This window comes from Pseudarthrobacter sp. Pseusp20 (assembly GCF_059492155.1).
Genome location: NZ_CP168521.1, coordinates 3,467,458 through 3,490,761 on the forward strand (window position 1 = coordinate 3,467,458; position 23,304 = coordinate 3,490,761).

The following is a 23,304-nucleotide window of genomic DNA, read 5'->3' on the forward strand; positions in this document are numbered from 1 at the left end:
TTCCGGGGATAGTGCCGGTATTCGACGGTCCCCGCTCAAGAGAGCTAAAACTAAAAACGCCCCGCGCAGATGCACGGGGCTTGGCTCAACACGGCTGTACCGCGGAGCTTTGCTTCGTTCACCTGCGCCGGCCGCCCTGCGTTGAGGGTCCTTCGTCCGGAAAACCACTGTGGTCCCCGGAGCACAACTGCAGAGTTGAGCCATGTTCAGGAGAGTGGATTTCCAACAACCGACGGTCTTTGGTACTCCCAGCTTACGCGAGGCGTTGCCGGTCCGCCAAATCGGGGACTCAGCTGGTACTGGCGTGCAACGTGGGGAGCTCCTTTTGCCAGATCCCGGTGACGCCGGCCGTCTGGAATCCGAGCTGCCTGTTGACGGTCAGGAGGTACCGGTTCTCCGGCGCGTTCCAGGTGTAGATGATGCGGGCGTCCGGGAACTGCTCGCTGAGCCGCTCCATGTTGGCCACCTTGATGAGCAGGCCCAGCTTGTTGCCGCGGTGTTCCTGCAAAACCAGGGTGTCGTCCTGGAACACGACGTCGGCCCGGTGTGCCAGCACGGTGATGGTGGTGAGTCCCACCAGGGCTCCGGTGGCGATGTGTTCGACGGCGGTGACCACCGTCCTGCGGCCCTGTGCGATGGCGACGTCCTCCGCCTCCCGCAGGATGCCGCCGTCGAACACCATCTCCTGCTCGACGGGTGCGTCCAGCGAGGGATCCAAATCGGCCCCGGCCTGGTTTTCCAGGACGGCCACGGCCTCCAGCCAGCGTTCCGGGCAGCGGTCGGTCCAGTGGTGCAGCCTGTACCTGCCGTTGTTTGCTTCGTCGGCCTCAGCCTGGAGGTCCGCCACCAGCTTGCTGTCCAGCGGCAAGCGGCAGGAGCTGAACTGCTCGATGTGCTGCAGCGTGTATCCGGTCTTCTGCGCGAACTCCACTTCGCGGCTCTCCAGCGGCACGAACCCCTGGCCGGTACCGGGAACCAGCAGGGCCTGTTCAAACTCAGACAGGGACGCGCCGGGGTGGTTGGTGTCCACCAGGATCATGCTGCGCCCTTCCCCCCTTGCCAGTTGTTCGGCTGCCTCCAGCAGCCGCCGTCCCACGCCCTGCCGCTGGTACTCGGGGAGGATGTCCAAAGTGAGTTCGGCGAGGTCCAGGTGGTCAGTCAGCGGCAGTGCAATGTCCACCGTTCCCACAATGGTGCCATCCACCTTGGCCACGAGGATCAGCTGGCGCTCATACGGATCCGCGAACTCAAGCAGCTTCTCCAGTGGACCGTAAGCCAGATCGTCGCTGCCCCACGTGGCCATCCGCACCTTGCGGCCGACTTCGACGGCGGCAAGGAAGTCCGCTGCGTCGGGGGTGTCCAGTGAGTCGGGGATCCAAAGCTGCTCGATCTTTACGTCTATTGCCATTCGGGCATCATCCCAGCCGTTTCTGCCACTCACCTTCATAGCCAGCGGGCCTGAATCCAAGTGCGGTATTTATCGCCAGCATATGCTGGTTTTCGCTGGCATTCCATGTCAGGACCGAGCGCGCCCGGGGCCACTTTTCCTGTGCGCGGCGGAGGTTGGCCACCTTGACCAGCATGCCCAGCCGGTGGCCGCGGTGTTCCTCCGACACCAGGGTGTCCTGCTGGAGCAGCGACCCCGGCACCAGCGGCCGCCAAGTCAGGACGGTATAGGCCACCAGCTCACCGGTGCGGCGGTGCAGGGCCGCCGCCACGGATGAGTGCACGCCGCTCCTGGCCAGCGCCTGCTCATCGTCCCGGACGCGGGCGGCGTCCCAGTCCTCGCGTTCCCAGTCCATCCCGGCGGTGGGCGCATCGGTGCTCATTTGTGCCCGCAGGGCGGCGTACCGGGCGATCAACGGGTCCGGACAGTGCACGTCCCAGACCGTCAGCCGATAATCGCCGGCGTGGCTGAGGGCATCAGCCTCCAGCCGCGCCAGCCGTTGTGCCGGAACGGGGAGGGCGAGCCGGCTGGAACGCTCCACCTGTTCCAGCCGGTACCCGGCGGACAGGGCGAAGGAGGTGGCCGGGTCAGCCAAAGGAAGTCCCCCGGCCCCCGACATGGCAGGTACCAGCGGACCCGCGTCATCCACCAGGCGGGCAGGGAGTTCAAAGTAGCCATCCAGCGACGTCCGGTTGTTGGCGCGGGCCACCTTCTCCGCGTGGTCAAGGAGCCGCCGCCCCAGCCCGCGCCGCCGGAAGGCCGGCGCCACCAGGACGTTGATCCCTGCCGTGGCGGTGTTCTCCCGCAGGGGCAGCGTCACCGAACACATGCCCACCGGTTCCTTGCCCAGCCGGGCGACAAAGAGGTGCCGCGCCTCGTATGCGGTGCCGCACCAGTGTTCCACCTCCTCCGCGTAGGTGTAGCCACGGTCAAGGTCGCCCCATGTCTGCAGTTCGTGCGCTTCCCGCATTGTCTGGCAGTCGTTGAAGTCCTGAAAGTCGCTGCCGCCCTCGGTTGACGGAGGAACAACGACGGCGGAAATCACCAGGGCGTTCGGCTGCGTCATTCCCCAAGCGTAGCCAGCCGTGGACGGCTGTCGAGGGTGCGCAAGCGGCGTTTAACGCCTGAAGGGACCGCCCGGCTGGTAGCCGGACGGTCCCTTCAGAAGTGCCGGAAGGCACGGGACGCTGCTGAGGATTTACGCCTCGGTGAGCACCTTGGTGACGTTGGGGTCAACGGAGATGCCCGGGCCGAACGTGGTGGCCACGGTGGCCTTCTGGATGTAGCGGCCCTTGGATGCGGACGGCTTGAGGCGAAGGACCTCTTCCAGTGCGGCTGCGTAGTTCTCGGCCAGCTTCACGGCGTCGAAGGAAACCTTGCCGATGATGAAGTGCAGGTTGGAGTGCTTGTCGACGCGGAAGTCGATCTTTCCACCCTTGATGTCGTTGACGGCCTTGGTGACGTCGGGGGTCACGGTGCCCGTCTTGGGGTTCGGCATCAGGTTACGCGGACCCAGGACCTTACCGAGGCGGCCAACCTTGCCCATGAGGTCAGGGGTGGCAACGGCGGCGTCGAAGTCGGTCCAGCCGGCGGCGATCTTTTCGATCAGGTCGTCGGAACCAACGAAGTCGGCGCCGGCTGCGATTGCGGCCTCAGCCTTGTCGCCCGTGGCGAAGACCAGGACGCGGGCCGTCTTACCGGTGCCGTGGGGCAGGTTGACGGTGCCGCGGACCATCTGGTCGGCCTTGCGGGGGTCAACGCCGAGGCGGAAGGCAACCTCAACCGTGGCGTCGAACTTGGACGGGTTGGTGTCCTTGGCCAGCGTTACTGCCTCGAACGGTGCGTAGTGCTTCTCCGCGTCGATCTTGGCGGCTGCTGCCTCATATGCTTTGCTGCGCTTTGCCATGCTGCTTATTTCTCCTTGTGCAGTTGTGGTCTGCGGACCGCGCTGGGCCCTGCCACAGTCGGTGATCCGGTTCGTTATCCGGCCCGGATGACCAACATTTCAATGTGTTTGGTGCCGGTGTCCCGGCGGTGCCGCCCGTCGTCGTCAACTACCTGACGCTGGACAGCGGGAAGGGTGGTTAGCCCTCGACGGTGATGCCCATGGAGCGGGCGGTGCCGGCGATGATCTTCGCTGCGCCTTCGAGGCTGGTGGCGTTGAGGTCTTCCATTTTGGTGGAGGCGATCTCGTTGACCTGGGCCTGGGTCAGCTTGGCAACCTTGACGGTGTGCGGGGTTGCTGAACCCTTGGCGACGCCTGCAGCCTTCTTGATGAGTTCTGCAGCCGGCGGGGTCTTGGTAATGAACGTGAAGGAACGGTCTTCGTAGACCGTGATTTCCACGGGGATGACGTTTCCGCGCTGGGCTTCCGTCGCAGCGTTGTACGCCTTGCAGAATTCCATGATGTTGACACCGTGCTGGCCAAGCGCAGGACCGATCGGCGGGGCCGGGTTGGCGGCACCTGCCTGGATCTGCAGCTTGATGAGGCCGGTGACCTTCTTCTTGGGAGCCAATGTAGGGTCCTTCTCTCAATAACGTCCTGGGGCACAGGAGCGTGCCTCAGGTTTTTGGCCGCCATGGCAAGGCGGCCGGCCGTTCCGGTGCAGCTAAGCGGGCGGCGCCGGGACGAATTCTAGGATTCTCAGATCTTGGTGACCTGGTTGAACGCCAGGGTGACGGGCGTTTCGCGCTCGAAGATGGAGACCAGCACCACGAGGGTCTGGGACTCGGGCTTGATCTCGGAGATCGTGGCGGGAAGGGTCTCGAAGGGACCTTCCTTGACGATGACGGATTCACCGACCTCGAAGTCGACGGCCACGGGAGCCTGGTTCTGCTTGTTGACCGGCTTGCCCTTCTCGGCTTGTTCCTCTTCGAAGACAGGGGCGAGCATGGAGAAGACCTCGTCAAGGCGCAGCGGGACCGGGTTGTGGGCGTTGCCCACGAATCCGGTGACGCCGGGGGTGTGGCGGACGGCGCCCCAGGAGGCGTCGGTCAGGTCCATGCGGACCAGGACGTAGCCGGGGATGCGGACGCGGTTGATCACCTTGCGCTGGGCGTTCTTGATCTCCACGACTTCTTCCATGGGCACCTGGATTTCGAAGATGTAATCTTCCATGTCCAGGGTCTGGATGCGGGTTTCAAGGTTGGCCTTCACGCGGTTTTCGTAACCTGCGTACGAGTGGATGACGTACCAGTCACCTTCCTGACGGCGCAGCTTGGCCTTGAACTCCTCAGCGGGATCCACGGCTGCAGCTGCTGCCGCGGCGGCGAGGGCGTCGGCGGACTCGTCTTCCCCGTCAGCGTCTGATGCATCGCCTTCGGCAGCAACTACCACGTCGGAGGCGGCGTCGTCGGATTCGGGCGTGGAGGACTCAACCTCGGACTCTTCACGGGCTTCTGCCGTGACGTCCGGGGATTCTTCCAGCCCCGTCTCGGTTACCTCGAGCTCCTGCTCAGACACTTGGTCTCCTGCTTCCTCATTGCCTAACATGCCTATTTAAATGGCTCAATCCCGCACACCGGCGCATCCCTTCCGGTTTCCCGGATGGAACACGCGGCCTGCGGACTGTGCAGCCTTAGCTGTCCTTGGGGCCGGTACCGCCGAAGATCCAGCTGACAGCGGTTCCGAAACCAATGTCCAGCAGGCTGACGATGACCATCATGATGGCCACGAACACCAGCACCACGAGCGTGTAGTTGATCAGTTCCTTGCGGGTGGGGGCAACAACCTTCTTCAGTTCGCCGATAATCTGGCGGACAAAGAGTGCAATGCGGGCGAAGAAGTTTGCCTTGGCTTCCTTCTTAGCTGGGCGGCCCTTGGAGCTGCTGGCAGCTGTTTCGGTCACCTGGTCCTCGCTCATCTTTGCAATGGTGGATTACCCGGCCCTGATCAGAACCATGGTTGCTGCGCCTGCCCCGGGCTTTCGCCCGGAGCAGCTTGCGCAGGGCAGACAGGACTCGAACCTGCAACCTGCGGTTTTGGAGACCGCTGCGCTACCAATTGCGCCACTACCCTATGGAGTGAATTCCACTCTTTGACGACCCAACACCAGCTTGAACTGGGGCGCACGTCATCATCCGTGTTTCAACACCGGTGAACCAGTCTACGCAAGAACTTCGCGTAGGTAAAACCAGCCCGGCCCGGTCCGTCCGAAGTCCGGCCTGAAAGGTGCTGCGCAGGGCAGTCATAAATCAAAACCGGCTCCCCGGAGGGTCCGGTGAACAGCATAGAGTAGAACTCGTCGAATCCCACATTCCAGCCACCCGGCTGCAAGCGAAGAACGGACCTGCCATGTCTGCCGCCCGCGTTTCCCAACGCATTTCCGCAATTGCCGAATCCGCAACCCTGGCCGTCGATGCCAAGGCCAAGGCGCTGAAGGCAGCTGGCCGGCCCGTTATTGGCTTCGGCGCGGGTGAACCCGACTTCCCCACCCCGGACTACATCGTGCAGGCGGCAATCGAGGCTGCGGGGCAGCCCAAGTTCCACCGCTACTCCCCCGCCGGCGGCCTGCCCGAGCTGAAGAAGGCCATCGCCGAGAAGACCCTCCGCGATTCCGGCTACCAGGTGGACCCCTCCCAGGTCCTGGTCACCAACGGCGGCAAGCAGGCCGTCTACAACACCTTCGCCACCCTGGTGGATCCGGGCGACGAAGTCATCGTTCCCACCCCGTTCTGGACCACGTACCCGGAGGCCATCCGGCTCGCCGGCGGCGTCCCCGTGGAGGTTTTCGCCGGCCCCGAACAGGATTACCTGGTGACCGTCGAACAGCTCGAAGCAGCCGTGACGGACCGCACCAAGATCCTGCTGTTCGTCTCGCCGTCGAACCCCACCGGCGCCGTCTACTCCCCTGAGCAGGTGGCGGAAATCGGCAAGTGGGCCGCCGCCAAGGGCCTGTGGGTGGTCACGGACGAAATCTATGAGCACCTGACCTACGACGGCGTGCCGTTCACGTCGATCGCCACCGCGGCCCCCGAACTGGGCGACAAGGTGGTCATCCTCAACGGCGTTGCCAAGACGTACGCCATGACCGGGTGGCGCGTGGGCTGGATGATCGGCCCGGCCGACGTCATCAAGGCTGCCACCAACCTGCAGTCGCACGCCACCTCCAACGTGTCCAACATCATGCAGATCGCCGCCCTCGCCGCCGTGTCCGGTCCGCTGACCGCCGTGGACGAAATGAAGGTTGCGTTCGACCGCCGGCGCAAGGCGATCGTGGCAGGACTGAACGCGATCGACGGAGTGGAATGCCCGACGCCGAAGGGCGCCTTCTACGTGTACGCGGACGTCCGTGCCCTGCTGGGCAAGGAATTCCCGACCGCGTCCGGTACGGCCACGCCGCAGACCTCCGCGGAACTGGCCTCGCTCATCCTTGACGAGGTTGAGGTGGCAGTGGTTCCCGGCGAAGCCTTCGGCCCCTCGGGCTACCTGCGCCTGTCCTACGCCCTGGGCGACGACGACCTCGCCACGGGCGTCCAGCGCCTGCAGGACTTCCTGGGCAAGGCCCAGTAGTCGCTCCATCACCTTCCGCAGGAACAACCCAAACGCCCCATCACGTTCCGCAGGAATAAACCAAACGCCCCATCACCTGGTGATGGGGCGTTTGGGTTTAAGGCGCAGGATCTGATGGGGCCTTTGGTTTTAAGGCCCGAAAGATGATGGGGCGTTTGGGTTTAAGGCGCAGGATCTGATGGGGCGTCTAGAGGAGGCGGCGCTCGGCTGCCCACTTGGTCAGTTCGTGGCGGCTTGAGAGCTGGAGCTTGCGCAGCACGGCTGACACGTGGGTCTCCACCGTCTTGATGCCGATGAAGAGCTCCTTGGCCACCTCCTTGTAGCTGTAGCCGCGGGCGATGAGGCGCATGACCTCAAGTTCCCGGGCGGAGAGCTTGTCCAGCTCGTCATCGGCAATATCCGCAGGAGCGGTGCCGAAGGCGTCCAGGACGAACCCGGCAAGGCGTGGGGAGAAGACCGCGTCGCCGCCGGCCACCCGGAACACGGCGTCGGTAATCTCGGCACCGGAGATGGTCTTGGTGACGTATCCGCGGGCACCGGCGCGGATGACGGCCACCACGTCCTCCGCAGCGTCGGAGACGCTTAATGCCAGGAACCGGGTGGTGGACAGGAGCGCGGCGGAGCCGGCGATGACTTCCCGGCCGCCGCCGCCCAGTCCTCCGGGCAGGTGGACATCGAGAAGAACGACGTCGGGCCGCTGCTGGGCGATCACGGCAATGGCCTGTTCAACGGTGGCGGCCTCCCCCACCACCTGGATGCCGGCGTCGAGGTCAGCTTTCAGCCCGGACCGGAAGATGGCGTGATCGTCCACGATGACCACCCTCACGGAGTTTGCCGGCCGGGCGCTTCCGGTACTTGTCCCCTGGGTCGTGTTCATGATTTTCCTTCCGCGTGTTCTGCTGCAGCCGGCAGCCTCAGGCGGACCTCGGTACCGTCCCCCGTGCTGAGGATGGCCGCCGAGCCGCCATGCCGTTTCATCCTGCCGATGATCGATTCCCTGATACCGAGGCGGTCCGCCGGGACGTCCCCCAGCTGGAAACCGGGTCCCCTGTCCTTGATGAAGATCTCAGCCTGCCCGTCCGATGCCTCAAGGTAGACCGAGACGGTTCCGCCGCCGTGCCGCGAGGCGTTGAGCATGGCCTCCCGGCTTGCCTGGACCAGGGCTTCGTGCGCCTCGGTCATGGCGGCGTCACCCACGGTGACCACCTCCACGGCGTTGCCAAGCAGGTCCTCCACCTCCGCCGCAACAGCCTTGATCCGGTCTGAAAGCTGTCCGCTTTCACGGCCGGGGTCCTGGAACAGCCAGCCGCGCAGCTCGCGTTCCTGGGCACGGGCCAGGCGGACCACGTCATGCTCGTTGCCGGCGCGCCGCTGGATCAGGGCCAGTGTCTGCAGCACGGAATCGTGGAGGTGGGCAGCGATCTCCGCCCGTTCCGTCTCCCGGATCCGGCCGGCTCGTTCCGATTCCAGGTCCCGCCAGAACTTCAGCGCCCACGGCAACAGGACCAGCACCACGCCGCCCAGGACGGCCACGGACGCCAACAGCGCCAGCCAGGTCTGTTCCCAGGAGCCCGAGCCGGACACCATCACCAGGACCCCGGCCACCACCAGCGCCAGTCCTGCAGCGAGCCTGCCCCACCCGCCGGCCTGGTCCGCTTTGGTCTTGTCCACCAGCCCTGCGCGGCGCGTCTCATCCAGCTGCATCCAGGCGATCGACGCGCCGCCCAGCACAGCTGCAGCCGGGATCAGCGTCCCCAGGGACACGTCCACGCCCAGCATCTGGGCAATCATGATGCCGGCCACCAGCAGGAGCCCGCAGCCCAGCAGGATTTCCTTGCCGTACCGCATCCCGCGCGCCCGGAACCAAGGGGGCTCTCCGGAGGCTCCCGCTCCGGCCGGAACGGGCCCATCGGCACCTGCTGGTGTTCCGCCGTCGGACGCCGTCTCCTGCGCCGGCTGGGCCTGCTGCTGCTGGCCCGGTCCCAGCTGGCTGACGGCGGGAGCAATGGGCGACGCCGGCCGGCGGGCGTTGCGGCGCGCGGCCTCATCCGCGGTGGGCACCATGATCCAGAGCCATGCGTAGAAGACCAGGCCGGCCCCGCCGGCGAAGGAGGCGAGGACCATGCCCAGCCGGACATTCTTGACCGGCCAGCCCAGGTGCGCGGCGAGGCCGGAGCAGACGCCGGCGATGACACGGTCGCTGCTCCGTGCCAGGGGCGGGCGCACCGGGAGGGTTGTCATGGATCAATCCAAACACGGATCAGGGTTGCCCGGACCGTATCCGGCCGCTTACCGGGGACAGCTCAGGGGCCGTTCAGGGTATCCCCCAGTAGAGCGGCGACCCGCCCGGACGGGAGGATCGAGGTATGAACTCGCAGACCCCCTCCCCTGACGACGAACACCCTGCCGGGGCCATCCCCGGATCCGACAGCGAGCGGCCCACGGAGCCGCTGCCGTCCTCCCCTGCAACGCCTCCGGAGCCTGAGGTTGGCCCGGGTGCCGGTCCCGCGGCCGGCCCGTCAGGCGGTCTTGGCGCCGGTCCCTCAGCTGATCCCGGTGCCGGACCGGGCCCTGATCCCGCTGATAACACCCAGGGCTATGCCTACCGCAGCAGCCCCACCGCCCCAACTCCTTCCACCGACTTCTTCGGCTGGATCCGCAGCAACGGCGTTTACCGGGGCAACGACCGTTGGGTCGGCGGCGTCTGCAGCGGCATCGCCCACCGGCTGAACGTGGACCCGATCATCATCCGCGGCGCCTTCATAGTCCTCACCCTCCTGGCCGGCATTGGCGTGTTCTTCTATGGCCTGGCATGGGCGTTCCTGCCGGAACCGGACGGCCGGATCCACGTCCAGGAAGCCGGCGCCGGACGTTGGTCCAGTGGCATGACGGGCTCCCTGATTGCCACGGTCCTGGGTCTCACCGGCCTGGGCGGAGGCTTCTGGGGCTGGAGCCATAACGGACTCAGCGGACTGCTCTGGACCGTCTTCTGGGTGGCCGGCGCAATCTATTTGGTCTACTACCTTTCCCAGCGCAACAAGTCCCACCCCACCATGGCCGGCCACACGCCGGCAGCCCCCGGCGCAGGCCACCCGGCCGGACGCCCGGGCGCGGACTACACCTCGTCGTTCTCCGCAGGCACGCCCTCCGGGCCGGCGCCCGGCTTCCCGGCGGCGCCGCGGTACAGCGGCGGCCCCACCAGCTCAGCATCCACCGGCATCTATGGCCCGGGCGGACACAGCACTCCTATCGGAACCGGTGTCGGAGGCACCTCCGCCGGCCCAAACGGCACCGGTTCAGGCAGCACAGGCCCAGGCGGGCCGGGCAGCGGCGTTCCCGGTGGAAGCAGCTACCCCGCACCGTGGGTGCCCCCGCAACCGCCAAAGCCCCGGCCGTCCGGCCCCGGCGCTCCCGCCGTCGCCATCGCCACGGGCTCGGCCCTGGTAGTGGGCGGTGGCCTCAAGGCGCTGGATGCCGCAAACATCATCGACCTGGGCGGCTCCGCCAACGCCATCGTGTGGGCCAGCGCGGCAGCAGTGCTAGGCCTGGGCATCCTGGTGGCGGGTTTCCGCGGCCGCACCTCCGGCGTCCTGAGCCTCTTTGCCGTAATCGCCCTGGTTACCGGCGGCATCTACAACACGCTGGACGACGGCCGGATGCGTTTCCAGCAGGTGGACTGGAACCCCGCAAGCATTGAGGAGGCACGCGGCGGCATCGACATCACCGCCGGGCGGGGCACCGTGGACCTCACGGGCCTGTCACCCACCGCCCCCCTGACGTCCGACGTCGTGGTTCCCCTGGACATCACCGCCAGCAACGTGACCGTGGTGATCCCGCAGAACCTGCCCGTCGACATCAAGGCGGACATGACCATGGGAAACCTTAACGAGGCCACCGGCCAGCGCGGCGGCACCACCACCCGCGAAAGCAGCTACAACGCGGACAAGCCCGGCAACCACCTGGTGGTGCGGATCGACGGCACGTTCAGCAACGTCACAATCCAGGAAGGCAACTGACATGGACAGCAGCAACATTCCGACGACGGCGGGCCAGGACCCCGCCGGACCGGCACCGGCGAGGGTGGGGACGGTGGTGTGGGGACTGATCGTCCTGGCGCTGGCCGCACTCATCATCGTGGCGCAGCTGGGCATCGTGACACTCAATGGCACCTACGTCCTGATCGGCCTCATGATCGGCGCAGGTGTGGCCCTGGTGGCCGGCGGCCTGCTCTCAGCCCGCAAACGTGACAACGCATCAACTACAGGGAAGTCTTGAACCATGGATAAGTTCTTCAGCATTGTCAGGGGCCTTGGCCTGCAGCGCGGCCCACAGCGGTGGCTCGGCGGAGTGCTGGGCGGCATCGCGGCCAAGCTCAACGTCGACGTCGCCTACGTCCGCATCGCATTCCTGCTGTTCTGCCTGCTCCCCGGACCTGCCGTGATCTTCTACCTCCTGGCCTGGGTGATCCTCCCGGACCAGCGCAACGAGATCCTGCTCCAGACGTTCCTGGACCGCCGGTCGCTCAACCGGCCCTGACCAGCCAAGTCGCCGGCGCCGGACACACTGGCGCCGGCACCATAAATCGGCCACGACCACGGCCCCTGCTTTCGCGGACACTCCCCGACAGCAGGGGCCTTTCCTGTCCCGGCACTGCCCGGCCCGGGCACCCCCATGTAACCGGTTTGTGTCGTACCCCACACACCCCATTACACTTCTAGGTGAGCTCAGCGTGGCGCTCTGCCTGTAAACCTTCTCTCCAGGATTTGAGCCGAACATGAAAATTGGAATCCTCACCAGCGGTGGCGACTGCCCCGGACTGAACGCCGTGATCCGAGGCGCCGTGCTTAAGGGCATCGCCGTCCACGGCCAGGAATTCGTCGGATTCCGCGATGGATGGCGGGGTGTGGTGGAGGGGGACATCATCGACATCCCCCGCACCATGGTCCGCGGCATCGCCAAGCAGGGCGGCACCATCCTTGGCACTTCCCGCACCAACCCGTTCGAAAACGGCGGCGGCCCGGAGGCCATCAAGGCCCACATGGACCGGCTGGGCATCGACGCCATCATCGCCATCGGTGGTGAGGGAACACTCGCCGCCGCCAAGCGCCTGACCGACGCCGGACTCAAGATCGTCGGCGTCCCCAAGACCGTTGACAACGACCTTGACGCCACCGACTACACCTTCGGGTTCGACACTGCCGTGCAGATCGCCACCGAAGCCATCGACCGGCTCCGCACCACCGGCGAATCCCACCACCGCTGCATGATCGCCGAAGTGATGGGCCGGCACGTGGGCTGGATCGCCCTGCACGCCGGCATGGCCGCAGGCGCGCACGCCATCCTGATCCCGGAGCAGAAGGTCAGCATCGAGCAGATCACCGAATGGGTCAAGGAAGCCCATCATCGTGGCCGCGCGCCCCTGGTGGTGGTGGCCGAAGGCTTCGTACCCGAACACATGGAAAGCCCCCACTCCGAGCGCGGCCTGGACACCTTCGGCCGTCCCCGGCTGGGCGGCATCGCGGACCAGCTCGCCCCCGAACTGGAGGCACGCACCGGCATTGAAACCCGCGCCACCATCCTGGGCCACATCCAGCGCGGCGGCGTCCCGTCGGCCTTCGACCGGGTCCTGGCCACCCGGCTTGGCATGGCTGCCATCGATTCCGTGGTGGAAGGCTACTGGGGCACCATGGTGGCGCTCAAGGGCACCGACATCCGGCACGTTGCCTTCGAAGAGGCCCTGGGCCAGCTGAAGACCGTCCCGCAAAACCGCTACGACGAAGCCGCGGTCCTGTTCGGCTAAGTCAGTGGGCCGCCCTAGGCTGGGACCATGACACTCGATCCCGGCTCAGCGGCCATCATCCAGCTGGCGTGGGCACGCCGGCTGGGCCTTGACGACGACGCGTTCGGGGACGCCCTGGTCTCCGGCGCACGAATCGTCCGGGCGGACGAATCGGCCCGGACCGTCGAGTTCGTCCGGTTGTTTGGCAGTTCCGCGCTGGTGGGCCCGCAGAGCGTCATCGAAGCCGCAACGGACATTCCGGACGAGGAGATGGCCCAGCACGTCACGCTGCTGAAACTGACCAGGGACCGGGGCGGCCATGGGCTCGGCGCTGCCGCCCTGTTCTTCGCCGACGACCTGCCGCTGCAGCAGCCCTCCGGGGAACTCACGGTCTCGCACGGGAACCCGGAGGCCATTGAACTGGAGGGCCGCTGCCCGCCGGACGACGTCAACGAAGTGGGGCTCTCCGACCTCGAAAACCGCTACACCATCGTGCATGAGCAGGACGGCAGGCGCGTGCCCCTGGCCTGCGGTGCGTACGGCGAATGGGAGGGCCTGCTGGCCAACATGGGCGTACTGGTGGACCCGGAATGGCGGCGGCGCGGCCTGGGCTCGCTGGCCGCGTCCATCGCGGCGCACGAGGCCCTCGCCGCCGGGCTGACGCTGCAGTGGCGTGCGGACGTCAGCAACACCGGCTGCCTGGCACTGGCCAGGCAGCTTGGCCTCTCAGCCGGCGGAATCCAGACCAGCGTCCACCTTCGCTGACGCCTGGTCCTGGCCCTGCGTCCCCCAGCCCTGGACCGGCTGCGGCTTGGCGAAGAACAGTGCCACCGCCGCCCCCACCAGGATCACTCCGGCGGGCAGCAGGATGGACTGGCCCATCGCGGTCGAGAATCCGGCGTGCAGGAACCCGGGCAGCGAGCCACCCATTGCCAGTCCTTCCCCGGCGGACCCGCCGGGCCCTCCCGAGGGAAGCTCGGCGGCCAGCCGCGACTGGATCAACACAGCGATGGCCGCACTGCCCAGCACCGCGCCGATCTGGCGGGTGGTGTTGTACACGCCCGAACCGGCCCCCGCCTGGCGCGGCGGCAGGTTCCTGGTGGCAGTGGTGCTCAGCGGGGCCCAAATGCCGGCGTTGGCGAAGCCCAGGACGGCGCTGGGCAGCAGGAACATCAGGATGGGCGTATCCGGCTGCATCAGGACCGAGTTCCACAGCAGCGCCACCGCCATGAGCACCAGCCCGGTGGCCGTGATGAACTTCGGGTTCACGCGGTCCACCAGCTTGCCCACCACGGGTGCAAGCCCGCCGGAGATCAGCGCCATGGGCACCATCATGAGGGCGGACTGTGTGGGGGTTAGGCCCCGGACCAGCTGGTAGTAGAAGATCAGCGGCAGGCTGAAGGCGGTCACCGTGAAGCCGACGGTGGTGATCCCAATGTTGGCCAGCGAGAAGTTGCGGTCCCGGAACAGCGCCAGCGGCAGCAGCGGCTCGCCCTTGTTGAACCGCTGCCACAGGACGAAGACAGCCAGCACCACGATGCCGGCGATTATCAGGCCCCACACGCTGATGGGCCCGGTGATGGTGCCCCAGTTGTAGGTTTCGCCCTCCTGGATCCCGAACACCAGAAGGAACAGCCCGACGGCGCTCAGCAGGACGCCGGGAATATCGAAGCGGTGCGGATGGGTGCTCAGGGCCGGGACGTTGCGCAGCGCCAGGATGAAGCCCACGACGCCGATGGGCACGTTGATGAAGAAGATCCACTCCCAGCCCAGGCCGTCCACCAGGACGCCGCCAAGGATGGGCCCGACGAGCGTCGCCATGCCCGCTGTTGCGCCCCAGACCGCCATGGCTGAGCCGCGGCGGTCCGGCGGGAAGATCCGGGTGATCACGGCCATGGTCTGGGGCGTCATCATCGCGGCGCCAAGGCCCTGGAGGACACGGGCGGCGATCAGGATCCGGACGTCGCCTGAGAGGCCGCACCACAGCGAGGCGAGGGTGAAGACCACCAGGCCGGAGAGGTAGAGCTTCTTGGGCCCGAACCTGTCGCCCAGCCTGCCGGTGATGAGCAGCGGGACGGCGTAGGCCAGCAGGTAGGCGCTGGTCACCCAGATGACCGAGTTGATGTCGGCGTCCAGCCCCTCCATGATGCGGGGGTTGGCCACGGACACGATGGTGGTGTCGATCAGGATCATGAAGAACCCGATCACCAGGGACCACAGTGCCGGCCAGGGCTTTGCTACGTTTTCCACTCGGTCATCCTTCAGGAGTTTTTGTTGGTGCCGGGCGGAACCCGGGCAGAGCTAGCCCAGCAGGTCCAGGATCTCCGTGCGGGCAAACATTTGCGCCGCGGCGCGTGCCGAGGGCGCACCGGCGTCCGGATCCGCTCCGGCGTCAAGCAGGACCCGGGCCACGTCCGTGTAGCCCTTGAATACGGCGCCTGCGAGCGGGGTCTGGCCCCGGTCGTTGGCGGCGTTGGCGTCGGCGCCGTGTTGCAGGAGCAGCCCAACGGTGCCGGCGTGGCCGTGGTAGGCGGCCAGCATGAGCAGGGAGTCACCGGCGGAGTTGGTCATGGTGGCGGGAACCCCGGCGTCCAGGTAGGCACCCAGCAGGGCGTCGCTCCCCTCACGCGCAGCCTCGAAGAGCGCCTGCGCCAAAGCCAGCGCGTCGTCGTCGTGCCCTTCCGCTGCCGTCGTCCCAACGCCGGCAGGCGTGGTCCCGGTGTGCTCGGTCATCAGCGTGGCCCCCTCAGGAATCCGGTCTGGCGCCCCACCACCTGGCCGGCATCGGGGGCAACAATGATTTCCTGGACGGCGGCATACGGCTCATCGCCGTCCAGGACGGTCAGTATCTCATCCGCGGCCACGGAACGTTTTATGACTGCCAGGGCCACAGGACCCATCTCGTAGTGCTGCGCCACGGAGGTGACGGTCCCGACTTTCCGGTCCCCTGCCATGACCGGGCTGCCGGCGGCGGGGAGGGTGTGCTGCGAGCCGTCCAGCTGCAGGAACACCAGCCGGCGGGGCGGGTGGCCCAGGTTGTGGACTCGGGCGATGGTCTCCTGGCCCTTGTAGCAGCCCTTGGCCAGGTGCACCGCGGTGCGCAGCAGGTCAAGCTCGTGCGGGATGGTCTTGTCATCCGTCTCGGCACCGATTCGGGGGCGCCAGGCGGCGACCCGCAGGGCTTCCGCGGCGAGGACACCGGCCAGAGACCGCCCCGCGACGGCCTCTTCCAGTTCGGCGGCCGGGATGAGGTACTCGAACCAGGGGCGCTCCAGCCCCGGATGGTTCTCCTCCGACACGGTGGCATAGGAGTATCCGCCGGCGGATACGTGCGGCCACGGGTCCTGCCAGGCGAGGCGGCCGGACCACTCGGGGACGGCCCGGGTGCTGCCCACGACTGCCCAGTCGGACGAGACGTCGGCGATTTCCACCCGCAGCATGAACTTCATCCGGTTGAGGTACTCCGCCAGCGGCGCTGCCTCGGCGGCCTCAACGATCAGCCACATGGTCCCGCCGTCGTCGACAACCCGGGCGTCAAAGTCGATGCGGCCCTGGACGCTGAGGAGCAGCAGCTCGCTGGACTCCCCCGGCTTCAGCGCGGCCACCTGCTGGGAGGACAGGGTATTAAGCCAGCTCAGCCGGTCCGGGCCGGTGACGGTGACCACGCCGCGGTGGGAAAGGTCGACGACGGCGGTTCCGGCAGCGAGCGCGCGCTGCTCGCGCAGCGGCTCGCCGTAGTGGGCGGCGACTCCGGCGTCAGGGCCGCCGGCCTCGACGGCGCCGGGGCGCGACAACAAGGGGCTGGGCGTAGTCATATGAAGTAGAAGTCCTTGGAGGCTAACGGTATTCCGGATTTTCGAAATCGAAATGGGTACCGGCGTTCCATTCGTTGGGCAGGTTGCCGTAGGCCGGGTAGCCGCCCGCATCCTTCAGCATCTTTGCCAGGTGCAGGAGGTTCCAGGTCATGAAGGTGGTGTTGCGGTTGGTGAAGTCGCTCTCCGGGCCGCCGGAGCCTTCATCCAGGTAGCTTGGGCCCGGACCAACCGGCCCGATCCAACCCGCGTCGGCCTGCGGCGGGATGCTGAAGCCGATGTGCTGAAGACTGTAGAGGATGTTCATGGAACAGTGCTTGATGCCGTCCTCGTTGCCGGTGATCAGGCAGCCGCCCACCTTTGGATAGAAGGCCCACTGGCCCCTGTCATTGAGCTGGCCGGAGTGGGCGTAGAGGCGCTCGATAAGTTTCTTGGTCTGTGACGAGTTGTCACCGAGCCAGATGGGGCCCGCCACCACCACGATGTCAGCTTCCTGGACAGCGGGATAGAGATCCGGCCACTCGTCCGTGGCCCACCCGTACTGGGTCATGTCCGGGTAGACACCGCTGGCGATGTCGTGGTCCACGGTACGGATCACCCTGGTGCTGACACCCTGCTTTTCCATGATGCGGCGGCTGATGGCAATCAGCCCGTCCGTGTTGGATGTCTGCGGCGACTTCTTCAGGGTGCCGTTGAAGAAGACGGCCTTGAGGTCGCCGTAGCCGCTGGGCTTTCGTGCTTGATCCGTGCCGTCTTCCATGAGGTTTCTTTCCTGTTCAGGAGACTCTATGCAGGAACGCGGAGGCGTGGGCTTCAAGGCCCTTGCCGGTTTCGCCGCCTGTCGCCACGTCCCACCGCCACAGGAGGTTGCCGTCCACCAGGCCAAAGATCCTGGTGGCCGCACTGTACTCCTTGGAGTGGCTGCCACGCATCACCATGTCGGTGGTCAACTGGATCTGCGGGCCCTTGATCTGGCCGTAGTACAGCTCGGTGATGCCGCCTGGGTGGGCGATGGACACCGAGATGTCGAAGCCGCCGTCCTTGTTGCGCAGCGCCTCCACCTCATCGGCACTCTTCAACACCGGGACGATGTCGGCAGGCACCAGGCCCGGGCCGCCGTCGGCGTCCAGCTGCTTGCGTTCAAGCGCCCAGAAGCCGGTCTCAACGGTGAGCGGCCGCAGGCGCGTGCCCTCGTCGTCGGTCAACCAGCTCTCGGCCCGGTACTGCAGGTACGGCAGGCCGTTGTGGGTGAAGGAGACGTGCTGCAGGAAGTGTTCCGAATCCTCGTCGCCGCTGCCCAGCCGGCCGCGGCCCTCCCACTCGCCAATGAGCCACGAAAGGGGGACGAGTTCAGGGGTCAGATCTGTAGGAATCTCAATGGGCATTTGTTCTACCTCGAGATACGGCCTGCTCCGGAAGAGGGGTGGCTACTTCTGGCCCTTGAAGAGGCGGTAGACCACGAATCCGGCGAACCAGGCCATGGACAGGCTCGCGATGCCGAGCAGGACAAGGAAGAAGATTTCAAAAGCAAGTACGGACATGGTGCCATCCTAACCCGTTAGTAGATGAGTAGTTTGTCTATGAAGTAAGCGAGGGATCCCACCGCTGAGACGGGGGCCAGGCCCATGCTCAGTGCGGCCGCAAAATTCAGCGGGGCGCCGCGGAGCGTGGCCAGTCTGCGGAAGCTTGCCAGGACCGCGCCCACCACCACGCCGAAGACCGCGGCCGGCAGGACGGCGATGTCCGACAGGACCAGTCCGGCGAGCGGCCCGGCCAGGCCCGCCAGGACAATGCCCAGCGGAGCAATGATGCTGTCCGGCCAGCGGATAAGGCCGGCGAGCAGGGCCACCGCGGCACTGATTGCCGCCACCAGCAGCATTTCGCGGACGCCGTTGAACCGCGCTCCGGCAACCCAGCCGGCGCCGAGGCAGGACAGCAGGACACCGGCGCAGCAGCCCAGTGTGGACTCCAGCCGCTGGGCCTGTCCCGTACCGCGGACCAACTGCACCACAAACACCGCCATCATTCCCAGCGCCACGAAGGCCGGCGTCCAGTCCAGGTAGCCCGGGGCCGGCGCCACGCCGGCCGCCACGGCAGCGCCTGCGCCCGGCAGGGCGATGACGGCGGCAAGGGTCTTCTTGGCGGGGATGCGGAGGAAATGCGGCCACCCGATCCCCACTGCGGCGGCGATGGCGACACCGACGGCGACGAGTGCTTCAGGCGAGGCATAGACCCCGGCGATGATGGCGGCCAGGCCGGCGATGCCGACAACGCCGATGGTCCAGGAACCCAGCGAACGCACGGGTGCCTGCAGGTCCGCCGTCATGCAGGGCCCGGCCTGTGCTTCGTCGGTGCACTCACTGCGCTGTTTTCCCATCCTGGCGTTGGCCGGAAGGCTGGTCCGCCCCCTCATGGCAGGGCTGGTCCGCCCTGCTTCAATCCTGCCTTATGTGAAGGGCATATGTCGCAAAACGCTCCCGTCCGCGGCCTGGATCTGTGGCCTGGAGGAGGCCGCCGGGTATACTCAAGGTTCAGCTACGCTCCCTGCTGAGGTAGCCGGCCGGCGGCGTGCTGACGGCCCAGAGCCTCGTGCAGGAAGCCAGTACCGGCCGGTGAGAATCCGGTTCAGTCGCCCAATGATGCGCGGACGGCCCTTGGAGGAACAATGTCGCACATCCTGTTACTGACCAACAGCACCGGTTCTTCGGTGGACATCCTGCCTGCCCTCGAATTGCTGAACCACAGGGTCCACATCCTCCCGGCCGAGCCCACGGCCCTCCTTGAGACAGACCCCTGCGACATCGTCCTGCTGGATGCCCGCAAGGACCTGGTGGGCGCCCGTTCACTCACGCAGCTCCTGAAAGCCACCGGGCTGAGCGCTCCCCTGGTCCTGATCCTCACAGAAGGCGGCATGGCCGCCGTTTCCTCCGCGTGGGCCGTTGACGACATCGTCCTCGATTCCGCCGGACCCGCCGAAGTGGAGGCGCGTATCCGGCTGTCCGTTGCCCGGGCAGTCCCCGAGCAGGAAGACGCTCCGAGTGAGATCCGCGCCGCCGGCGTCATCATCGACGAGGCAAGCTACACGGCACGCGTCAACGGCGCCCCGCTGAACCTGACGTTCAAGGAGTTCGAGCTCCTGAAATACCTGGCCCAGCATCCAGGCCGCGTGTTCACCCGGCAGCAGCTCCTCACCGAAGTCTGGGGCTACGACTACTACGGCGGCACCCGCACCGTGGACGTCCACGTCCGGCGCCTCCGGGCAAAGCTCGGCGCGGACCACGAGAACCTGATCAGCACGGTCAGGAACGTCGGCTACCGCCTCACCCTCGTCCGGCAGCAGGAAGACGAACTCACCGAGGCCTAAGCCCCGGCGCGCCATTGACGTATAGCCTTGGCTCATGACTCCAGCGCATCCGCAGAAGTGGCCCGTCCATGTCGTCCGGGGCGGAGTTGACCAGCAACTCCTGAAGGACTGCCGCGACCTCCTGGCCGCGGCTGAGGAATCGGATGGAAACCCTTCCATCTCCGAGCAGAGCCTGGTGACCATGCGCGCCGGGGACTCCGCGGAGCACACCCTGCTGACGCTGGCCCTGTATGCACCCGACGAGGACTCCGATCCGGCGACCGGACAGGACCTGGCGGGCTTCGCCGTCGTGGTTGAGGAGCCGGACGGCCACGGCATCCTGGAGATCGCCGTCCACCCCTCCTACCGGAACCAGGGCGTAGCGGACCGCCTGGTGGGGGCCCTCAAGGAGGTCCGGGGCTTTGGCGGGCTGAACGCCTGGTCCCACGGCAACCACGAGGCAGCTGCCGACCTTGCTGCGCGGTACGGCTACGCCCCGGTGCGTGAGTTGTGGAAGATGCGGATGACGACGGCGGGCGCGGAGCTTCCCGACGCCGGCCTCCCGGACGGGGTGGCCATCCGCACCTTCGTGCCGGGCAAGGATGAGGACGCCTGGCTGGCCGCCAACAGGGCCGCCTTCGCCCACCATCCGGAACAGGGGAACCTCACCCGGGCGGACCTCGAGGCGCGCATGGCGGAGGACTGGTTCGATCCGGCCGGGTTCTTCCTGGCGGAGGACCGGGCCGGCCGCCTTCTGGGCTACCACTGGACCAAAGTCCACCCCCGGCACGGCTCGCACCCAGCCATCGGCGAGGTGTATGTGGTGGGCGTGACACCCGAAGCCCAAGGCATGGGCCTGGGCAAGGCATTGACCATCGCCGGCATCAGGCACCTCCGCGACTCCGGGCTGAACGGGGTCATGCTCTATGTGGACGCCGACAATGCCGCGGCCGTCGCCCTCTACCGGCGGCTCGGCTTTACGCGCTGGGACATGGACATCATGTATGGCCCGGCGGCGGGGTAGGCAGGACAGCCGGAAGAATCCCCCGCCCGGGAGGAACAGGGGCCGTGGCGTGGGGGAATGCTTGTAAGGTTGAAAGGGAACCGCGCGGGGCGGAAGCGCCGGCACCAACGCGCCAGCTAAAGGAGAAGCCATGAACCCGGAACCCTCCGGAACAGCTACGTCCCAGGATGTTGCGGCGCCTGTACGGGCACGCTTCGGCTCCTCCGAGGTACCGGCCTCAAGGGCCACCCAGGACCGCATTGACATCCCTGAATTCGCGCCGAACCTGCAGCCGGAAGGCGACATCCGGCCTGACCGGTTCCTGGACCGCGAGCTGAGCTGGCTCGCCTTCAATTCGCGGGTCCTGGAACTGGCCGAGGACCCCACCCTGCACCTGCTGGAACGCGTCAGCTTCCTCTCCATTTTCGCGTCCAACCTGGACGAGTTCTTCATGGTCCGCGTGGCCGGCCTCAAGCGCCGTATCGCCACGGGACTCGCCGTCCCCTCCCCCGCCGGCCTGAGCCCCGTCGAGGTGCTGGAGCGGATCAGCGAGGAAGCCCACCGGCTCCAGGCACGGCATGCCCAGGTGTTCGCTGACCAGATCCGCCCGGCCCTGGCCTACGAGCACATCCACCTCATGCACTGGGACGAACTGGACGACGCCGCCAAGCAGCAGCTGAGCGTGATGTTTGCGGAAAAAGTCTTCCCCATCCTCACCCCGCTGGCCGTTGACCCTGCCCACCCCTTCCCTTACATTTCGGGCCTGTCACTGAACCTGGCCGTGGTGGTCCGGAACCCCGTCAGCGACAAGGAGCTCTTCGCCCGCCTGAAGGTGCCGGACCAGTTGCCCCGCCTGATCTCCATCGACGGCCCCCGCGCCGGCGCGGTGCCCGGGCGGGTGGCCCGGTTCATTGCGCTGGAGGAAGTCATCGCCGTCCACCTGGACAAGTTGTTCCCGGGCATGGAGGTGCTGGAACACCACACCTTCCGGGTCACCCGCAACGAGGACCTGGAGGTGGAGGAGGACGACGCCGAAAACCTCCTGCAGGCCCTGGAGAAGGAACTCCTGCGCCGCCGCTTCGGCCCGCCCGTCCGGCTGGAGGTGGCCAACGACATCAACCCCAACATCAGGGCCCTGCTGATCCGCGAGCTGGGCGTGGAGGAATCCGAGGTCTACTCGGTGCCGGCTCCACTGGACCTTCGCGGCCTGTCCGTCATCGCCGGAATCGACCGCGCGGACCTGCATTACCCCAAGCACGTGCCGCACACGTCCCGGTACCTGAATGAGTCCGAGACCTCCAAGGCGGCGAACGTCTTTGCCGCCATGCGCCGCCGCGACATCCTGCTGCACCACCCGTACGATTCGTTCTCAACTTCGGTGCAGGCGTTCCTGGAACAGGCCGCGGCGGATCCCAAGGTGCAGGCCATCAAGCAGACCCTGTACCGCACCTCCGGCGACTCCCCCATCGTTGACGCGCTGATTGATGCCGCCGAGGCCGGCAAGCAGGTCCTGGCCCTGGTGGAGATCAAGGCGCGCTTCGATGAGCAGGCCAACATCTCCTGGGCCCGCAAACTGGAGCAGGCCGGCGTGCATGTGGTGTACGGGATCGTGGGCCTGAAGACGCACTGCAAGCTGTCGCTGGTGGTCCGCCAGGAAGTGGACGGGCTCCGCCGCTACTGCCACATCGGCACCGGCAACTACCACCCGCGGACCGCCCGCTACTACGAGGACCTGGGCCTGCTGACGGCGAACGAACAGGTGGGCGAGGACCTGTCCAAGCTGTTCAACCAGCTTTCCGGCTACGCACCGAAATCGACCTTCAAACGGCTCCTGGTGGCACCCCGTTCCGTCCGGTCGGGACTTATCGACCGGATCGAGACCGAGATCCGCAACGCCAGGGCCGGCGTGCCGGGACATGTGCAGATCAAGGTGAACTCCATGGTCGATGAGGCCATCATCGATTCCCTCTACCGCGCCTCCCAGGCGGGGGTCAAGGTGGATGTGGTGGTCCGCGGCATCTGCTCGCTGCGCCCCGGCGTTCCCGGGCTGAGCGACAACATCACTGTCCGGTCCATCCTGGGCCGGTTCCTGGAGCACTCCAGGGTGTTCGCTTTCGCCAACGGCGGGGATCCCGTGGTGTACATCGGTTCGGCCGACATGATGCACCGCAACCTGGACCGCAGGGTGGAGGCGCTGGTCCAGCTGGCCAGCGCGGACGACATCGCCTATGTCCTGGACCTCATGAAGCGCTACATGGCGCCGGAAACATCCAGCTGGCACCTGGACAACGAGGGCCGCTGGAACCGGCACCACCTGTCCGAGGACGGGAAGCCGCTTGAGGATGTCCAGTCCTGGCTGTTGGCGTCCCGGCCGCGTCAACGCAGCCTGAGCCGGCGATAGGCAGCCG

The 23,304-nt window shown here is 66.6% G+C and carries 23 protein-coding genes and 1 tRNA gene; 9 read left to right on the plus strand and 15 right to left on the minus strand.

Annotated elements, in window-relative coordinates; genetic code table 11:
- Nucleotides 1-289: 289 nt before the first annotated feature.
- The 7 genes from ACEN9K_RS16000 to ACEN9K_RS16030 form a co-directional block, all read right to left on the minus strand.
- The gene (locus ACEN9K_RS16000) at nucleotides 290-1,408 is read right to left on the minus strand and encodes a GNAT family N-acetyltransferase (protein ID WP_223992301.1); all 1,119 of its coding nucleotides are present in this window, start codon (nucleotides 1,406-1,408) and stop codon (nucleotides 290-292) included.
- A 7-nt stretch (nucleotides 1,409-1,415) separates the two neighbouring features.
- Entirely contained in the window at nucleotides 1,416-2,513 is a 1,098-nt protein-coding gene (locus tag ACEN9K_RS16005; RefSeq protein ID WP_495634637.1) for a GNAT family N-acetyltransferase, read from the minus strand.
- Nucleotides 2,514-2,645: 132 nt separating this feature from the next.
- The gene (gene rplA, locus ACEN9K_RS16010; RefSeq protein WP_018769119.1) at nucleotides 2,646-3,353 is read right to left on the minus strand and encodes a 50S ribosomal protein L1; all 708 of its coding nucleotides are present in this window, start codon (nucleotides 3,351-3,353) and stop codon (nucleotides 2,646-2,648) included.
- Nucleotides 3,354-3,531: 178 nt separating this feature from the next.
- On the minus strand, nucleotides 3,532-3,963 hold the full coding sequence (gene rplK, locus ACEN9K_RS16015) for a 50S ribosomal protein L11 (protein ID WP_003803853.1): 432 nt from the start codon (nucleotides 3,961-3,963) through the stop codon (nucleotides 3,532-3,534).
- A gap of 128 nt (nucleotides 3,964-4,091) precedes the next feature.
- Nucleotides 4,092-4,910 (minus strand): transcription termination/antitermination protein NusG, encoded by an 819-nt coding sequence (nusG, locus tag ACEN9K_RS16020; protein ID WP_495634638.1) that lies wholly within the window; start codon nucleotides 4,908-4,910, stop codon nucleotides 4,092-4,094.
- A 115-nt stretch (nucleotides 4,911-5,025) separates the two neighbouring features.
- Complete coding sequence (gene secE, locus ACEN9K_RS16025) at nucleotides 5,026-5,310, minus strand: preprotein translocase subunit SecE (protein WP_056388913.1); 285 nt, start codon at nucleotides 5,308-5,310, stop codon at nucleotides 5,026-5,028.
- Between the two features lie 82 nt (nucleotides 5,311-5,392).
- Nucleotides 5,393-5,465, minus strand: a tRNA-Trp gene (locus ACEN9K_RS16030).
- A 276-nt stretch (nucleotides 5,466-5,741) separates the two neighbouring features.
- On the opposite strand from ACEN9K_RS16030, the gene ACEN9K_RS16035 reads away from it, so the two are divergent.
- Complete coding sequence (locus tag ACEN9K_RS16035; RefSeq protein ID WP_018769116.1) at nucleotides 5,742-6,959, plus strand: pyridoxal phosphate-dependent aminotransferase; 1,218 nt, start codon at nucleotides 5,742-5,744, stop codon at nucleotides 6,957-6,959.
- Nucleotides 6,960-7,146: 187 nt separating this feature from the next.
- On the opposite strand, the gene ACEN9K_RS16040 is transcribed toward ACEN9K_RS16035, so the two are convergent.
- Both ACEN9K_RS16040 and ACEN9K_RS16045 read right to left on the minus strand, forming a co-directional pair.
- Complete coding sequence (locus ACEN9K_RS16040; protein WP_495634639.1) at nucleotides 7,147-7,836, minus strand: response regulator; 690 nt, start codon at nucleotides 7,834-7,836, stop codon at nucleotides 7,147-7,149.
- On the minus strand, nucleotides 7,833-9,200 hold the full coding sequence (locus tag ACEN9K_RS16045) for an ATP-binding protein (protein WP_144600757.1): 1,368 nt from the start codon (nucleotides 9,198-9,200) through the stop codon (nucleotides 7,833-7,835). Before ACEN9K_RS16045 ends, ACEN9K_RS16040 begins: the two co-directional genes overlap by 4 nt.
- 125 nt (nucleotides 9,201-9,325) lie before the next feature.
- On the opposite strand from ACEN9K_RS16045, the gene ACEN9K_RS16050 reads away from it, so the two are divergent.
- From ACEN9K_RS16050 to ACEN9K_RS16070, 5 genes are all read left to right on the plus strand, one after another.
- Nucleotides 9,326-10,975, plus strand: a complete 1,650-nt coding sequence (locus tag ACEN9K_RS16050; RefSeq protein ID WP_495634640.1) for a PspC domain-containing protein — start codon at nucleotides 9,326-9,328, stop codon at nucleotides 10,973-10,975.
- Between the two features lies 1 nt (nucleotide 10,976).
- Entirely contained in the window at nucleotides 10,977-11,234 is a 258-nt protein-coding gene (locus ACEN9K_RS16055) for a hypothetical protein (protein ID WP_018769112.1), read from the plus strand.
- A 3-nt stretch (nucleotides 11,235-11,237) separates the two neighbouring features.
- Entirely contained in the window at nucleotides 11,238-11,495 is a 258-nt protein-coding gene (locus ACEN9K_RS16060; RefSeq protein WP_018769111.1) for a PspC domain-containing protein, read from the plus strand.
- A gap of 238 nt (nucleotides 11,496-11,733) precedes the next feature.
- On the plus strand, nucleotides 11,734-12,759 hold the full coding sequence (locus tag ACEN9K_RS16065) for an ATP-dependent 6-phosphofructokinase (protein ID WP_018769110.1): 1,026 nt from the start codon (nucleotides 11,734-11,736) through the stop codon (nucleotides 12,757-12,759).
- 27 nt (nucleotides 12,760-12,786) lie between these two features.
- On the plus strand, nucleotides 12,787-13,503 hold the full coding sequence (locus ACEN9K_RS16070) for a GNAT family N-acetyltransferase (protein ID WP_134163695.1): 717 nt from the start codon (nucleotides 12,787-12,789) through the stop codon (nucleotides 13,501-13,503).
- Here the strand turns inward: ACEN9K_RS16070 and ACEN9K_RS16075 are convergent.
- The 6 genes from ACEN9K_RS16075 to ACEN9K_RS16100 form a co-directional block, all read right to left on the minus strand.
- On the minus strand, nucleotides 13,465-14,988 hold the full coding sequence (locus tag ACEN9K_RS16075; protein WP_018769108.1) for a DHA2 family efflux MFS transporter permease subunit: 1,524 nt from the start codon (nucleotides 14,986-14,988) through the stop codon (nucleotides 13,465-13,467). The genes ACEN9K_RS16070 and ACEN9K_RS16075 overlap by 39 nt on opposite strands.
- A 51-nt stretch (nucleotides 14,989-15,039) precedes the next feature.
- A complete protein-coding gene (locus tag ACEN9K_RS16080) occupies nucleotides 15,040-15,471 on the minus strand; it encodes an ankyrin repeat domain-containing protein (protein ID WP_018769107.1) in 432 nt (143 codons plus the stop codon).
- Nucleotides 15,471-16,553, minus strand: coding sequence for a CAF17-like 4Fe-4S cluster assembly/insertion protein YgfZ (gene ygfZ / locus ACEN9K_RS16085; protein ID WP_186447797.1), 1,083 nt, complete (start codon nucleotides 16,551-16,553; stop codon nucleotides 15,471-15,473). The genes ACEN9K_RS16080 and ygfZ overlap by 1 nt, the downstream gene beginning before the upstream one ends.
- A gap of 22 nt (nucleotides 16,554-16,575) precedes the next feature.
- A complete protein-coding gene (locus ACEN9K_RS16090) occupies nucleotides 16,576-17,310 on the minus strand; it encodes a flavodoxin family protein (RefSeq protein ID WP_056388901.1) in 735 nt (244 codons plus the stop codon).
- Nucleotides 17,311-17,326: 16 nt separating this feature from the next.
- On the minus strand, nucleotides 17,327-17,935 hold the full coding sequence (locus ACEN9K_RS16095; RefSeq protein WP_018769104.1) for a nitrobindin family protein: 609 nt from the start codon (nucleotides 17,933-17,935) through the stop codon (nucleotides 17,327-17,329).
- Nucleotides 17,936-18,108: 173 nt separating this feature from the next.
- The gene (locus ACEN9K_RS16100; RefSeq protein ID WP_043424912.1) at nucleotides 18,109-18,876 is read right to left on the minus strand and encodes a hypothetical protein; all 768 of its coding nucleotides are present in this window, start codon (nucleotides 18,874-18,876) and stop codon (nucleotides 18,109-18,111) included.
- 339 nt (nucleotides 18,877-19,215) lie between these two features.
- On the opposite strand from ACEN9K_RS16100, the gene ACEN9K_RS16105 reads away from it, so the two are divergent.
- The 3 genes from ACEN9K_RS16105 to ACEN9K_RS16115 all read left to right on the plus strand — a co-directional run bounded on the left by ACEN9K_RS16105 (nucleotide 19,216) and on the right by ACEN9K_RS16115 (nucleotide 23,297).
- Nucleotides 19,216-19,914, plus strand: a complete 699-nt coding sequence (locus ACEN9K_RS16105; protein ID WP_018769102.1) for a winged helix-turn-helix transcriptional regulator — start codon at nucleotides 19,216-19,218, stop codon at nucleotides 19,912-19,914.
- A gap of 34 nt (nucleotides 19,915-19,948) precedes the next feature.
- On the plus strand, nucleotides 19,949-20,917 hold the full coding sequence (mshD, locus tag ACEN9K_RS16110; RefSeq protein WP_495634641.1) for a mycothiol synthase: 969 nt from the start codon (nucleotides 19,949-19,951) through the stop codon (nucleotides 20,915-20,917).
- 130 nt (nucleotides 20,918-21,047) lie between these two features.
- Nucleotides 21,048-23,297, plus strand: coding sequence for an RNA degradosome polyphosphate kinase (locus tag ACEN9K_RS16115; protein ID WP_018769100.1), 2,250 nt, complete (start codon nucleotides 21,048-21,050; stop codon nucleotides 23,295-23,297).
- Nucleotides 23,298-23,304 lie beyond the last annotated feature (7 nt).